The organism is Ferdinandcohnia salidurans, from assembly GCF_042680725.1.
GTDB lineage: Bacteria > Bacillota > Bacilli > Bacillales > Bacillaceae_L > Ferdinandcohnia > Ferdinandcohnia salidurans.
The window spans coordinates 1-15,033 of the sequence record NZ_JBHUEK010000030.1; the positions used below are offsets into that span (position 1 = coordinate 1).

Annotated in this window: 12 protein-coding genes; 8 read left to right on the forward strand and 4 right to left on the reverse strand. The window is 35.8% G+C overall.

Translation table 11 applies throughout. The features are described from left to right. Positions 1-116: 116 nt before the first annotated feature. Positions 117-1,694 carry a glutathione ABC transporter substrate-binding protein gene (locus ACFSFW_RS20320; protein ID WP_388040888.1) on the reverse strand — a complete coding sequence of 526 codons (1,578 nt, stop codon included), beginning with the start codon at positions 1,692-1,694 and terminating at the stop codon, positions 117-119. Between the two features lie 298 nt (positions 1,695-1,992). On the opposite strand from ACFSFW_RS20320, the gene ACFSFW_RS20325 reads away from it, so the two are divergent. From ACFSFW_RS20325 to ACFSFW_RS20360, 8 genes are all read left to right on the forward strand, one after another. Then, positions 1,993-2,895, forward strand: a complete 903-nt coding sequence (locus ACFSFW_RS20325) for an ABC transporter permease (RefSeq protein WP_388040890.1) — start codon at positions 1,993-1,995, stop codon at positions 2,893-2,895. Positions 2,896-2,923: 28 nt separating this feature from the next. Next, on the forward strand, positions 2,924-3,844 hold the full coding sequence (gene nikB / locus ACFSFW_RS20330) for a nickel ABC transporter permease (RefSeq protein ID WP_388040893.1): 921 nt from the start codon (positions 2,924-2,926) through the stop codon (positions 3,842-3,844). A 16-nt stretch (positions 3,845-3,860) separates the two neighbouring features. Beyond that, positions 3,861-4,880, forward strand: coding sequence for an ABC transporter ATP-binding protein (locus ACFSFW_RS20335; RefSeq protein ID WP_388040896.1), 1,020 nt, complete (start codon positions 3,861-3,863; stop codon positions 4,878-4,880). Next, positions 4,880-5,875 carry an ABC transporter ATP-binding protein gene (locus ACFSFW_RS20340; RefSeq protein WP_388040898.1) on the forward strand — a complete coding sequence of 332 codons (996 nt, stop codon included), beginning with the start codon at positions 4,880-4,882 and terminating at the stop codon, positions 5,873-5,875. The genes ACFSFW_RS20335 and ACFSFW_RS20340 overlap by 1 nt, the downstream gene beginning before the upstream one ends. A 90-nt stretch (positions 5,876-5,965) precedes the next feature. Continuing rightward, a complete protein-coding gene (locus ACFSFW_RS20345) occupies positions 5,966-6,715 on the forward strand; it encodes a sensor histidine kinase (protein ID WP_388040900.1) in 750 nt (249 codons plus the stop codon). Positions 6,716-6,732: 17 nt separating this feature from the next. After that, positions 6,733-7,425, forward strand: coding sequence for a response regulator transcription factor (locus ACFSFW_RS20350; protein WP_388040901.1), 693 nt, complete (start codon positions 6,733-6,735; stop codon positions 7,423-7,425). Then, on the forward strand, positions 7,422-8,729 hold the full coding sequence (locus ACFSFW_RS20355) for an SLC5/6 family protein (RefSeq protein WP_388040904.1): 1,308 nt from the start codon (positions 7,422-7,424) through the stop codon (positions 8,727-8,729). Before ACFSFW_RS20350 ends, ACFSFW_RS20355 begins: the two co-directional genes overlap by 4 nt. 22 nt (positions 8,730-8,751) lie before the next feature. After that, a complete protein-coding gene (locus ACFSFW_RS20360) occupies positions 8,752-10,209 on the forward strand; it encodes a cytosine permease (RefSeq protein ID WP_388040907.1) in 1,458 nt (485 codons plus the stop codon). A gap of 21 nt (positions 10,210-10,230) precedes the next feature. Here ACFSFW_RS20360 and ACFSFW_RS20365 read toward each other — a convergent pair whose 3' ends face one another. The 3 genes from ACFSFW_RS20365 to ACFSFW_RS20375 all read right to left on the reverse strand — a co-directional run bounded on the left by ACFSFW_RS20365 (position 10,231) and on the right by ACFSFW_RS20375 (position 14,872). Beyond that, positions 10,231-11,451, reverse strand: a complete 1,221-nt coding sequence (locus tag ACFSFW_RS20365; RefSeq protein WP_388040910.1) for an amidohydrolase — start codon at positions 11,449-11,451, stop codon at positions 10,231-10,233. Positions 11,452-11,526: 75 nt separating this feature from the next. Beyond that, entirely contained in the window at positions 11,527-13,053 is a 1,527-nt protein-coding gene (locus ACFSFW_RS20370; protein WP_388040990.1) for a glutathione ABC transporter substrate-binding protein, read from the reverse strand. Between the two features lie 256 nt (positions 13,054-13,309). After that, positions 13,310-14,872: a glutathione ABC transporter substrate-binding protein gene (locus ACFSFW_RS20375; RefSeq protein WP_388040912.1), complete on the reverse strand. Its 1,563-nt coding sequence runs from the start codon at positions 14,870-14,872 to the stop codon at positions 13,310-13,312. Positions 14,873-15,033: the final 161 nt, after the last annotated feature.

The window sequence follows — 15,033 nt, forward strand, 5'->3', positions numbered from 1 at the left end:
TCTGGTACGACTCTATAAGTTTCGTTTGCACACACGCAGAGCGTGTGGTTTAAAAAGACTAATAAAGTGGAAAAAGTACTTTATAAAAAAGTACTCTCCCATTTCAATCTTTTATTTTATTTAATTACAACATCATCAATCATTAGATAGTTAGAAGCATTTAACCAATAACCACTTACATTCTTATTGTGGACAGCCATATGTTCATAATTACGGATTGGTACATAGACAGCGTCATCAATTTCCAATTGCATAACTTTTTCATAGATTTGCTTACGCTTTTCTCCATCGGTTTCTTTTCGAGCAGATTCTATCAATTTGTCTACCTCTGAATTACTATAGTAGAAAGAGTTTCCAGCTGGACCAATTGATGCAGAATGGAATAAGTTATATTGGTTGTAATCACCATCTCCAGTAGCATTTCCCCAACCACTAATAAACATATCATGATCACCGTTATTAAGCATTTCAATAAACGCACCATATTCCATAATCTGAATATCTACGTTCACGCCAATACCTTTTAATTGCGATTGAATAACTTCAGCCATGTTAATTCGTTCTTTACGATCGCTTGTTAAAAGTGTAAGTTCTAGTCCATCTTCATAGCCAGCTTCTTTCAATAGCTTCTTTGCTTCATTTAAATCATATTTATATGGTTTAACTTTGTCACTATATCCGAATACCTTAGGACTCATTGCTGAGTTTGCTAGCGTACCTACATTATTATAAACACCGTCAATAATAGCTTCTCTTTCTATTGCATGACTAATCGCCCTACGAACTCTTACATCCTCAAGTGGTTCACTCTTCACATTGAAGCCAACATATTCAACTGCTAATCCTTCTGTTCGATAAAGTTCTAATGTATCAGATGCTTCAATTCTATCAAGTTCTGTTACAGGTACTTGGTCATTAATATGTGCTTCGCCAGTTTCAATCATTGCTAATCGAGTCGCATCTTCAGGAACTACTTTGAATACTACGCGATCAATTTTAGGTTTATCTCCCCAATATTCTTCATTCCTTGTTAAAGATATTTCTTGTCCGCTTTTCCATTCTTCGAAGACAAATGGACCAGTTCCAACAGGGTGTTCTGCTAATGATTCTGGGTTTTCCGCAATTACCTTCGGATTTAAAATACTACCTTCCTGACTAGCTAAAATAGAAAGTAGTGGTGCATATGGATAATCCAAGATTAACTGTATTGTATAGTCATCAATAATTTTCACTTCATTAATCATTGCAAATTTTTCACGTTGTGGTGACCCAACATTTGGATCTAGTAATCGATCAAAGGTTGCTTTTACTGCTTCCGCGTTAAATGGTGTCCCATCATGGAAGGTAACGCCTTCTTGTAATGAAAACTCCCACGTTGTATCATTAATAACTTTCCATTCCTTTGCGAGATTTGGCTGAATTTCAAAATTCTCATCCGGCTCAACAAGTGTTTCATATACCTTCTGATATAGAATATTTGCTGATGGAATATCCGTAATGAAATGCGGATCAAGTTGCGTAGCATCTGAAAGCCTAACAACTGTTAATGTACCGCCTTCTTTAGATGTTTCTTTTTCTGTTCCTGGCTCATCAGAAGTTGCTGACTTAGTAGAACAAGCTTGTGTAAATAAAAGCATAATCGCAACTACAACGAAAAAGAGAGCCTTTTTTCTAACGCTAAAATTTTTCCCCATTATCCACTTCTCCTCTTTTCTTAATTGTGAAAATTCCGGATGTTTACAATACACCATTTCACCATTTTTTTAATTGCATACCTGTATTATAAGGAATCATGCTTTTAAACATTTACAGAATATTTACTAAATATTTAACTATTTTGACATGTAATTTAAAAAATATTTACTTTTAACTATATTTTGATAATTTTAAGTAAATCAGTTATGCAAGCGAAAGACTCGGAGGGAGGTTTTAGTAGCAGGACTTTTTTACTTTGTTAAATTGAAAGAAAAAAATATTTAAGGAGGTTCTTATATGTCCCTTGAAGTTAAAAATCAACAACCATATGTCATTACACAAACGATAGCTGCTCCAAAGCAATCCAGACTAAAAGATTTTATTTCTATCTTTCTACAAAACAAGGCAGCTTTGGTTGGGGGTATTATCATTCTATTTTATATTTTTATTGCATTATTCGCCCCATTACTTGCTCCATATGATCCATTTGCAATTGAGTTGGATAATAAATTAGTGCCTCCTTCCTCTGATCACTGGATGGGTACAGATGATAAAGGAAGAGACATTCTAAGCCGAATACTATATGGTTCAAGACTCTCTATGGGTATTGGATTTGCTGCTGTCCTATTTGGTTCTTTTTTTGGTATTATTTTTGGTTTAGTCGCAGGTTATTACGGTAAATGGATTGACTCAATCATTATGAGAATAATGGATGTCATGCTTGCCTTTCCTGGTATATTACTTGCCTTAGCTATTATTAGTGCATTAGGCCCTAGCATGATCAACGTTACGATTGCAGTTGGTGCATACTCTGTACCATTATTTGCTAGAATTGTTCGCGGTTCTACTCTTGAAGTAAAACGGCTTGAATTTATTGATGCCATCCGTTCCCTTGGTGCAAATGATGGAACAATTATATTTAAGCATATTCTGCCAAACATTCTTTCTCCTATTATTGTTCAAGGAACATTACGTATTGCTACTGCCATCCTTTCAGCAGCTGGTCTTTCATTCCTAGGCCTTGGTGCTCAGCCTCCTTCTCCAGAATGGGGAACGATGTTAAGTAGTGGAAGAGATTTCCTATTCTCTGCTCCATATATCGCTATTTTCCCTGGTATGGCAATTGCGATTCTTGTTCTTGGCTTCAATATTTTTGGTGACGGGCTGCGCGATGCATTTGATCCACGAATGAAAAAATAAATCACGATTTTAGAGGAGGATACACACCATGTTTATGTTTATTTTGAGACGGCTTATGCAGACAATACCGGTTGTAATTGGGGTAACGTTTGTTGTATTCATTATTATGCAGCTTGTCCCAGGGGATCCTGCAGTATTACTTGCGGGTGAAGGAGCTTCTAAGGAAACGATTGAAGCACTAAGGGAGCAATTAGGGTTAAATCGACCTTTATTTGTTCAATATTTTGATTACCTTATTAATATATTTCAAGGTGATTTTGGGCAGTCACTTAAAAATAGTCAACCGGTTCTTGATGAGATATTAGTTCGACTCCCAATAACAATTGAACTAGCTATATTTAGTACGATTATCACAATTATCTTAGGAATGGCTGCAGGTATTATTTCAGCAATCAAGCCTTATTCCATAACAGACACAGTTGTTATGGTTGTAGCATTATTAGGTATTTCATTACCAAGTTTCTGGTTCGGGCTAATGCTAATGTTCTTCTTTTCTGTTAAGTTACAAATTTTCCCTGTCGCAGGTTGGGACAGTATCCTCCACACCATCCTTCCAGCACTAACCCTAGGCGCAGGTGGTGCAGCAATAGTGGCCAGAATGACAAGATCAAGTATGCTCGAGGTAATTCGCCAAGATTATATTCGTACTGCTCGCGCTAAGGGAGTTCGTGAAAGAGTCATTACTTATAAACATGCACTACGAAATGCATTAATCCCTGTTATTACTGTTGTAGGATTACAATTTGGTGCACTACTTGGTGGTACCGTACTTGTTGAATCAATATTTGCAATAAATGGACTTGGGAGGATGATAGTAGATTCGATTAAGATGAGAGATTTACCAATGGTACAAGGTGGAGTTCTAGTCGCTTCACTAGTATTCGTATTCGTAAACCTATTGGTCGATATATTATACAGATTCTTCAATAAACGAATTGAGTTAAATTAAATGGGTGGTGAGTTATATGAAGGACCATAATGAAACAATTTTAGAAGTTAAAGGATTAAAAACGCATTTTTTCACAAAACGCGGTGTTAGTAAAGCAGTCGATGGTATCGATTTTACACTCCAGAAGGGGCAAACATTAGGGATAGTTGGGGAATCTGGTTGTGGAAAAAGTATGACATCCCTTTCTATTTTACGGTTAATCCCTTCACCTCCCGGGAAAATTGCTGATGGTCAAATTCTCTTCAAAGGAGAAGACCTTGTAACTTTGCCAGAGAATGAAATGAGAAAAATACGTGGAAATGAAATTTCGATGATATTCCAAGAGCCAATGACTTCTTTAAATCCCGTCATTCCTGTTGGCGAACAAATTGCTGAAGCAATTAGACTGCATCAGAATGCAGGAAAAAAAGAGGCATGGAATAAAGCAGTCGATATGCTTAAGCTTGTAGGGATACCTTCCCCCGAGAAAAGGGCAAAACAGGAACCTTTTCAGTTAAGTGGAGGAATGAGACAACGTGTCATGATTGCAATGGCTTTATCCTGTAATCCAGAGGTACTTATTGCCGACGAGCCTACAACAGCATTAGATGTAACAATTCAAGCACAAATACTTGAGTTAATTAAGGATCTACAAACAAAGCTTGGTATGGGAGTAATCATGATTACACATGATTTAGGTGTAGTTGCTGAAACCTGTGATACTGTAACAGTCATGTATGCCGGAAATATTGTTGAACATGCCCCTACGGCTAGACTTTTTGCAAGTCCACGACACCCTTATACGAAAGGATTATTAGAATCCTTACCTAAAATCCATGAGGATCTGGAGGAGCTTTACACAATCGAAGGTAGTGTACCTAGCCCTTACGATATGCCTGTTGGTTGTCGGTTTGCTTCAAGATGTCCATTCCAGCAGCCAATTTGCCACGAAAAGCAACCCGGATTACTGGAACAAAATGATGGAGTAAAAGTCCGCTGCTGGATGTATTCTGATCAATGGACAGGCAAATCTGTTAAAGAGGAGGCTGTAAAATAATGCAGACTACTACTAAGAAAAAAGCTTTATTAGAAGTTGAACATTTAAAACAATATTTCCCTGTTAAAAGGGACTCTCTTTTTCAACCGAAAGCATATGTTAAGGCCGTTGACGATGTTAGCTTTTCACTGAATGAAGGGGAAACATTAAGTATTGTCGGTGAATCTGGTTGTGGTAAATCGACAACAGGGCGTGCCATTTTACGACTTGATGAACCAACTGATGGAAAAGTCTACTATTTTGGTCATAATCTTTTAGAATTAAATAAAAAAGAAATGAGAAAGCTTAGAGGTGATTTACAGGTAATTTTTCAGGATCCTTTTGCTTCTCTTAACCCTAGACAAACAATAAAACAAATTTTAAACGAAGCAATGGCTATCCAAAAAGTGGTCGAAAAGTCAAAAAGAATGGAAAGAATGCTCGAATTATTAGGACTGGTCGGTTTACCTGCTGAAGCGCTTGATCGCTATCCACATGAATTCAGCGGAGGTCAGCGTCAGCGAATCGGTATTGCCAGAGCACTTGCGGTTAATCCAAAATTGATTATTTGTGATGAGGCTGTTTCCGCTTTGGATGTTTCCATCCAAGCTCAAATTCTAAATCTGCTAAAAAAGCTACAAAAACAGTTTAAGCTTACTTTCCTTTTCATCTCTCATGATTTAAGTGTTGTAAGACATATCTCAGACCGAGTAATGGTTATGTATCTTGGTAAGGTCGTTGAAATTGCTGACAAGGTTGACCTATTTGATTCACCACTTCATCCGTATACAAAGGCATTGCTGTCATCAATTCCGGTACCCGACCCAAGTATAAAAAGAGAAAGGATTCTTTTAAAAGGAGATGTCCCTTCCCCTATTAATCCACCAAGTGGATGCCGCTTCCATACTCGTTGTCCATTTGCAACGGAAAAATGTAAAACAGAGGAACCTGAGTTGAGAAAATTAAAGAACAACCATTTAGTAAGCTGTCATTTTGCAGAAGAACTTGTACAATAAGATTGCTTTTATAATATAATAATGAAAATATTAATTAAGGGAGTTGCCTAGACGGCTCCCTTTTCCATATGTTAAGGAGAATCTTATTAAATGCTAACTGTCGAGGCTTTCTCCATTTATATTATGTTATGTGTCTTAGCTCCTTTGTTAGGTGCATTCACTTTACTTTTTTTATTTATTTTTGAGGAAAGAATTGATCTTTTGGAAAAACAGAAACGAGAGATTGCATTAGAAAGCGAACTTCAAAATGCACTCTATAATCAATTAAGTCAGGAGATTCAACCACATTTCTTTTTCAATACATTGAACTCAATTTTAAGCTTGGCAAGGCTCGATCGAAAAACGGAATTAATATATTCAATTGAAACACTTTCTAGGCTGCTTAAATTTAAATATCAAACAAACAGTAAGTTTATTACAATCGAGAATGAATTAACCTATGTTAGATATTATCTAGAAATACAAAAAATTCGATTTAGGGAAAGACTCTTTTATGAGATTTCAATCGATGAAAATGCAAAACAAGCAATTATTATTCCGTTTCTAATTCAAACATTTGTGGAAAATGCTTTTAAACACTCTTTTGAAAAAAGTATTGATGAGGCACGATTGAAAATAATTGTAAAGAAAACCGAAAAGGAAATTCATATCACAGTTTGGAATAGTACATCCAATGGATATCATCAAAAATCCACTGACAGCGGAATCGGTCTTGAAAATATTTCCAAAAGACTTGAGCTATTATTTCCTTCACAACCACAATCTGTAAAACTTACCAATACCGACAAAGGTACTAGTGTGCTCGCTAAATTTCCTTTTGTTCTTAAATCTGACATGTAAGGAGATGTCTTTTTCAAATGAATATTCTCTTAGTAGACGATGAATTACTTGAATTAGACCAACTAGAATATTTAATCCACAAAAGATATCCAATATGGGATATATACAAAGCTCAAGATGCTTCACAAGCTATGCAAATCATTAAAGACCATGACATCTTTCTCGCCTTTTTGGATATTCAGCTTCCAGGCAAGACTGGAATAGAGTTAGCCAAAGAGCTAAAGGATCAATATACAATGGATATCATTATGGTCACAGCATTTCAAGATTTTGAATATGCAAAGGAGGCCATTAAAATTGGGGTTGTATACTACCTTACAAAGCCAATTATAGAAGACGAGCTATTGGAATTATTGGAAAAATACGCTCATCTAGGACGTTACTCTGATCAAATTATGAACGCCCTTCAAATAATACATCAAGAATACAGTGAAAAACTGACCTTAAATTACCTAGCTTCGAGGATTCATATAAACCCTGCTTATTTAAGTAGAAAGTTTCAGGAGGAAGTCGGTATAGGTTTTTCTGAATATTTAAATGATTATCGCTTAAAAGAAGCACAAAAAATGCTTATTGAACATCCTGATTTAAGTATCAATACCATCTCTGAACGATGTGGATTTAATAGCCAACACTACTTTAGCCAAATTTTTAGAAGGGTTACAGGTAAAACCCCCCGTGATTTTCGCTTAAAGGAGACACTACGTTGAAACAAAATGACTTTCAATTTTACATCAGCGGTCCTATTAAGTTAGGAATTGGATTTGGGGTAGTTAGCTTATTATCTCGATGGGTAACAGGTAACACCATTCTATCCTCACCGGAAACCTTAGTAAAATATGGGCTTACCGGTGGAGTTGGTTATGCCTTTGTAGGAGGATTAATACTTATTTTATTTGGTTACTTTGCAAAAATAGTCCGCCAAAAATATCCTAACCATCAAACAATAGGAGATATTTTAAAAGAAAAATTAACTGTTAGTGGTTATTGGTATATGATGATTGTTCTTTTTTTCATGGGCGCCTATTCCTTATTTATACAAGCTATAGGAGCAGGACTTCTCATTGATATACTGTTTCCGATCCCCGTATTTTTCGGTATGCTACTTTTTTTAGGCCTTTGTTTATTGATTGGTGGAGTTGGTGGAATACACCGCATCCATCAACTTTCGGTGATAAATGTTGCATTAATTTTTGGAGCTGTTATTACTATTCCTGTTTATTTTTATATCCAAAAAGGCGTTTATCCGGTATTTGAAGGAATAAAGCTTTATCATCCATACATTTTATTTATTAAAAATACAGATGCTATTTGGTTTATCTTTACTTCCGTGTTAGTTTTTTTGGGGCAGGTAATAACGGATAGGGCTACTTGGCAAAGAATTTTTATTATCCAGAAGGAAAAGGTTCGTATGAGCTTTACACTAACTGGGTTAATTTGGACAACTATCCCTATAGCACTGACATCATTACTGATGATTGTTATTTCTGGTAGGAGCTATCAAAATATTTATACACTTATTTTTGATCTTGTTAATACTATTCAAGCGACAGTTTTTATTATTTTATTTGTACTTTTTTGCTTTTTTGCCATTTTATCCGCTAGTAGCTCTGAACTACATGCATTAAATACATTATTTATAAAAAATGTACTACAAGTTTTTCGTCCCTTAACCGACAATGAGAAATGGAAATACACATTAATGATCTCATTAGTTGTTTGTGGTTTTTTAATTATTGTAGTCAGCATAATCACCCCTAGCCACATACAATTATTATTTTTCGGTGGAAACCTTTATGCGGCAATAATTTTCCCACTGTTTTATATTATCCTCAGTAAAGATATTGTGCCAACTCTGATTCCATTTTCATCATTAATTGGGGCTTTGTGCGGCTATTTATTTTTACCAATAACCAATAATCTTCAAACCATTTGGATAAGTTTTCTCATCTCAGGTTTAATATGTTTGATGGTATATATTTCAAGATTTCTTTATAGAAAATGGATGACATAGAGATGTAAGGAGGGAAGAAACTATGCACCAGAAGGAAAACCGATTTCAAGCAAATTCCGTTTTTAGCGAAGACTTATTACCAACAAACACAGAATCCAGAACATGGAAGTTTGGACAATTCTTCTCGGTTTGGATGGGATCCGTTCACAATATACCATCATATGTTACAATTGGTGGATTCTTTGCACTCGGCTTATCTATTTGGCAAGTATTTTCTATTATAATAATATCCTCCATCATTTTGGCAGCACTCTTGGTACTGAATGGCCATGCTGGTGGAAAATACGGGATTCCATTCGCGATTCTACTTCGAACAAGCTATGGAGAAAAAGGTGCACTTGTTCCTGGAGTTCTAAGGGGTGTTATTGTTGCGATTATGTGGTTTGGTTTGCAAACATATGCGGGAAGTAGTGCTGTAACAATACTAATCGGTAAATTCTGGCCTGATTATTTGTTGTTAGGCAAAGATTGGAGCTTTTTTGGATTAAACCTCCCAGGTCTTATATCCTTTCTCCTTTTTTGGGGGATTAATGTTTTCTTTATTTATGCCGGAATTGATTCTTTAGGTAAATTAACTAAGATAATTACGCCTCTAATTTTCCTTGTTTTTGGTGGTATGGCAATTTGGGCTATTCAATTAGCTGGCGGGATTTCGCCGATATTACATCATCCACCAAAAGGTGTGGAAGGCAATAGCATTTTCGTTTTTGTAACCTGTGTTTCTGCTATTCTAGCAACTTGGGTTGCCCAAATCCTTAGTGTTTCTGATATCACGAGATATTCACGTTCTAATAAAGAACAGTCAGTAGGACAAATTACAGGTATTATTGCTACTTTTCTATTATTTGCAGTAGCCAGTATCACTATAATTACTGGATCTGAAGTTGCTTTCGGGGTCCCCGTTTGGAATGTTCTAGATGTAATCGATCAATTTGATAGTAAATTTGTTATAGTCCTTTCCCTACTAACTCTTTGTTTAGCCACCTTATCGGTTAATGTAGTTGGAAATATAATACCTGCAGCTAATCAACTAACTTCTTTGTTTCCAAAAAGGCTAGGCTTTAAATCTAGTGCATTACTTGCAACCATTATTGGATTTTTAATCATGCCCTGGAGGCTAATGGAAAGTTCAACTAGTATTTTTGCTTTTTTAAATATGGTTGGAGCACTGCTCAGCCCAGTGATTGGTGTCATGCTAATACATTATTACGTCATTTGTAAAAGAGAAATTCATATAGATGAGTTATACGAGTTTAGTACCCATATAAACTCCCCAAAAGGAATAAACGTGCCAGCGATGCTTGCAACTATTCTGGCAGGCCTTATTAGCATCGTTTGTAATTTTGTAGATTTCCTAAAACCCCTATATGGTATTTCCTCCTTTATAGGAATAATTGTGGCCGTAATACTATATTTATCGTTTTATTACAGCACTAAACTTCAGACTGTCAAATCTATGAATATAACAAAAAGGGGATAACCATTTATCCCCTTTTAATTACTAGTTTAAGCTACCAGCAACTAGATTTCCTTTATAAAAAACAGCCTTTCGCTTTGAGCGTCTTGCCATTACCTCTGCTGAACAGCTTGCATCAACTAAGATCATATTTGCTTTCACCCCAGGCTTCGGCCAAACCTGATTACCCTCGTTGTCCAACGGTTTTATTCCTCCAGTTATAAATTTCAGAGCTTGTGAAAGTGCAACTTCATTCGTCCATCGGTACTTTTCTAGTAGGCGTCCTGCTCTTTCAAGAATATCTCCATTTCCAGTTGGCCACCATGAATCAAAAACATTATCATTTCCAACAGACACATCCACACCGCACTCGGTAAGCAAATCAACAGGAACTCCCCTACCAATGGGAAGACTTGTAACAATTGAAATACCAGCATCCCTCAAAATATAGGCCATTTCTCGAGCTTCTTCCTTCGAAACATCTCCAAGTCCAAAGGCATGGCTAACAGCGACTCTTCCTTCCCATCCAGCTTGCTTTGTTAAATAAGCAAGTCGTTTCATAGTAAAGGTCCCAAGGTGACCAGGGTCATGCAAATGTAAATCGATATCTGCATTCCCCTCGACTGCGATATCCATTAACTGAACCAATGATTCTTCAATATTATTATCTACTGTCGCTGGATCAACAGCACCTACAATACCTGCACCACTTCTTACGGCTTCACGAATAAGCTCAACTGTCCCAGGTCGTAGTAGTCCATGCTGGGCAAACGCAACAATTTCCGAACTAACTTTATTCGAATATTCCTCAAGTGCCTGCTTTACACCATCAAGATTTGCTAACTTCACTTCTGGATAAATATCGACATGTGTCCTAACATGCGTAGATCCAACAGACAATAAGACATCAAGTAATGCTTCTGCACGTTCTTTTGTGCTAGATGGAATTGACATCAAAATATCTTTTTCAATTTCACATCGTTCTATTACACCTGACGCTGGGATGCATGATCTCCATTGGTCACCCATATAAGTTTTATCTAAATGAACATGCTTTTCTACAAAAGACGGAATTAGTAACAACCCTTTGGCGTCATTTACCATCACATCATTTGATAAAGGTTCAGTAATGTCTACAATTCTAGTAATTTTACCTTCCTTTATAAATAAATGTCTTAATTCAGTCTCAGTGCCAACAACTCTTCCGTTCTCTTTTTTAAATCCTTTTTCTAATCGTACGTTCTTTAGCCAGTAACCTCTGCTCATCGGATTCATCCTTTCGTTTACTTGAACATGATAAAGGGAATACTCAAAATTGAATATCCCTTTATCACTCCTATCCTATTTTATTGATACATCATTAATTTCTAAGTACCCTGATGGGCTAATGGAGAATCCAGAAATACTCTCTGAAATAGCAGCTACATTTTCAATAACCCTGACAGGGATATATATCGCTTCTTCCATTTGAATTTGCTGTGCTTGTGCATATAGCTCAATGCGTTTCCCAGGGTTCTTTTCACTACGAGCTGCTTCTATTAGACGATCAACTTCTTCATTGCTATAGAAGAACGTATTTCCTGAAGCTCCTTGTGAATCGGAATGAATGAGATTGTATTGATTATAATCTGCATCTCCTGTAGCGTTTCTCCAGCTAAGTATAAACATCTCAGAGTCACCACTGTTTATTTGATCAAGAAATGCTCCATACTCAGAGACTTCGATATTAACTTTAATTCCAATTCCTTTTAATTGTGATTGAACAACTTCAGCCAAATTTATTCTTTCTTTGTTATCCATTGTTTTTAGAGTTATTTCAAAGCCATTAGGGAAACCTGCTTCAGCTAACAATCTTTTTGCTTCATTTAAATTATATTCGTAGGGCTTTAAGCCTTCATGAAACCCGAAAACCTTTGAGCCTAATAATGAATTTGCCTTTTTCCCTACATTATTAAACACACCATCAATAATTGAATCCATTTCAATTGCATGGGATACTGCCTTACGGACTCGAACATCGTTAAATGGCTCCTCTTGAACATTAAAGCCAATATACTCTGTACCAAAACCTTCACTGCGGTAAACCTTAGCCTCTGATGATGCGTCAACCGTTTCCATCATTGTTACAGATAATGGTTCAGAAATATGAGCTTCACCCGTTTCAATCATTGAAATTCTCGTTGTTTCCTCTGGAACCACTTTAAATACAACTTTATCTACTTTTGCTTCTGTTCCCCAATAATTTTTGTTTTTATTAAAAACAATTTCTTGGCCTGGTGTCCATGATTCGAACACGAATGGTCCTGTCCCACTAGGTTCATTAATGATTTCCTTTCCATACTTTTCAATTGCCTTAGGACTAATAATTCCCCCTTCATGACTAGCTAAAATCGATAGTAAAGGAGAAAATGGCTCTGTTAAAAAAAATTGAACCGTATAGTCATCTACGACTTTCACCTCTTTAACCATTTTAAATACTCCTGCTCTTGGTGAACCTACATTTGGATCTAGGAGTCGGTCAAAAGTTGCTTTAACCGCTTCAGAAGTAAAATCTGTTCCATCATGGAATTTTATATCTTTTCTAAGCGTAAATTCCCACGTTGTATCATCAATCTGCCTCCATTCCTTTGCTAAAAGTGGTTGAATTTCAGCATTCTTATCTCTGCCAACTAATCCCTCATATATCTTGCTATGAGTAACACTTGCTGCATTAATCGTTGACATGAATTGATGATCTAAATTCTCAGCATCTGATAAGCGAGTAATGATTAGGGTATTTTCCTTTTTTGTTCCCTTATCTTTACCGTCCTCTGAAGCAGTCGTATTATTTCCAGTAGAACAACCAGCAATTACAAGAAAGATCAACATAACAACAATTAGCTTTTTTACTCCTAATTTGAATCTCACGGACAATCCCCCTTTTTGTTAAAAACCTACCGTTTGTCTAATTGTATTTAATATTCAAATAATTTGTTTTTAAAATATTTACAATGTTTTAAAATATTTTTACAATATGATTAAATCCTTAATTTACTAAAATATTCTTCACAATTCACATAAAAAAGGTATCAAATATAGAAACCAACTACCGGTTTCTAATACTCGATACCCTTGTTTTAAAGAACTAATCTATCGATACATTATTAATTTCTAAATATCCAGATGGACTAATTGAAAAACCATTAATATTCTTCGAAATGGCTGCCACATTTTCGATTACACGAACAGGAATAGATAACGCGTCTTCCATTTCAATTTCCTGTACTTGTTCATATAACGCTTTACGCTTTTCTTGGTTCGTTTCACGACGTGCTTCTTCTATTAGCCTATCAACCTCATCATTACTATAGAAGTTTCTGTTTCCACCAGCACCATGTGAACTAGAATGGAATAGGTTGTACTGATTATAATCAGCATCACCAGTAGCATTTCTCCAGCTAGTTATATACATTTCGGTTTCTCCATTGTTTTCTCTTTCAAGAAAAGTCCCATATTCTAATATCTCAATATTAACCTTAACACCGATTTCTTTTAATTGTGATTGCATTACTTCCGCCAAATTAATTCTTTCTTTACTATCCATTGTTATTAATGATACTTCTAAACCATCTGAAAAACCGGCTTCCGCTAATAATTTCTTAGCTTTATTAAGATTATAATCATAGGGTTTCAAACCTTCATGAAATCCGAAAACTTTTGAGCCTAATAATGAATTCGCTTTCACACCTACGTTATTAAAAACACCCTTTATAATTGGATCAATCTCAATAGCATGCGAAATTGCCTTACGTACCCGTATATCGTCAAAAGGTTCCTTTTGAACATTAAAACCGATAAACTCTGTGCCGTACCCCTCACTGCGATACACTTCAGCAGAAGAAGACCCTTCCACCGTTTCCATCATTGTAACGGAAAGGGGTTCCGATACATGAGCCTCACCCGTTTCAATCATCGAGATTCTGGTCGTTTCCTCTGGCACAACCTTAAAAACTACCTTATTCACCTTTGCTTTTGTTCCCCAATATTCATTGTTTTTCTTTAAAACAATTTCTTGACCAGGTGACCATGATTCGAAAACAAATGGGCCTGTTCCATTTGGCTCTTGAATCATGTTTTTACCATATTCTTCGATTGTCTTTGGATTGATTATTCCACCTTCATGACTTGCTAAAATCGAAAATAAAGGGGAAAACGGTTCTGTTAATATAAACTGTACTGTATAGTCGTCAACAACCTTTACTTCTTTTACCATACTAAAAACACTGGCTCGTGGTGCGCCGACATTTGGATCTAATAGACGATCAAAGGTTGCTTTAACCGCTTCAGCAGTAAAGTTAGTACCATCATGAAATTTGACTTCTTTTCTAAGATAAAATTCCCAAGTTGTATCATCAAGTTGCTCCCATTCTTCTGCTAATAATGGTTGTATGTCTGAATTTTCATCTCTTCCAACTAGTCCCTCATAGATTTTACCATGCGTAACACTCGCAGCATTAATCGTTCCCATAAAGTGATGATCGAGATTTTCAACATCTGATAAGCGTGTAATAATTAAGGTATCTTCCTCTTTTGATCCCTTTTCTTCGTTGTCCTCTGTTGAAGTACTATTACCAGTTGAACAGCCGGCTATTACAAACAAACTCAAAAAAACAACAAAAATTACCCCTATCTCTCTTTTAAACATCATAGACTCTACCTCCTTTTTTAAATTTTATTACTTATTAAATTATAGTAAATATTTAGATAACTATTTTTAAGGATATTTACTATGTTTTTCAATATTTTTATATCCTTTTAGATAAGCAAAGAAGGATTTACCCGAAAATCTTTAACGAATATGTAAAAAGT

Coding starts and splice junctions, on each gene's coding strand:
- ACFSFW_RS20320 (WP_388040888.1), bottom strand. CDS start 1,694: ATGGGGAAAAATTTTAGCGTTAGAAAAAAGGCTCTCTTTTTCGTTGTA.
- ACFSFW_RS20325 (WP_388040890.1), top strand. CDS start 1,993: ATGTCCCTTGAAGTTAAAAATCAACAACCATATGTCATTACACAAACG.
- nikB (WP_388040893.1), top strand. CDS start 2,924: ATGTTTATGTTTATTTTGAGACGGCTTATGCAGACAATACCGGTTGTA.
- ACFSFW_RS20335 (WP_388040896.1), top strand. CDS start 3,861: ATGAAGGACCATAATGAAACAATTTTAGAAGTTAAAGGATTAAAAACG.
- ACFSFW_RS20340 (WP_388040898.1), top strand. CDS start 4,880: ATGCAGACTACTACTAAGAAAAAAGCTTTATTAGAAGTTGAACATTTA.
- ACFSFW_RS20345 (WP_388040900.1), top strand. CDS start 5,966: ATGCTAACTGTCGAGGCTTTCTCCATTTATATTATGTTATGTGTCTTA.
- ACFSFW_RS20350 (WP_388040901.1), top strand. CDS start 6,733: ATGAATATTCTCTTAGTAGACGATGAATTACTTGAATTAGACCAACTA.
- ACFSFW_RS20360 (WP_388040907.1), top strand. CDS start 8,752: ATGCACCAGAAGGAAAACCGATTTCAAGCAAATTCCGTTTTTAGCGAA.
- ACFSFW_RS20365 (WP_388040910.1), bottom strand. CDS start 11,451: ATGAGCAGAGGTTACTGGCTAAAGAACGTACGATTAGAAAAAGGATTT.
- ACFSFW_RS20370 (WP_388040990.1), bottom strand. CDS start 13,053: ATGTTGATCTTTCTTGTAATTGCTGGTTGTTCTACTGGAAATAATACG.
- ACFSFW_RS20375 (WP_388040912.1), bottom strand. CDS start 14,872: ATGATGTTTAAAAGAGAGATAGGGGTAATTTTTGTTGTTTTTTTGAGT.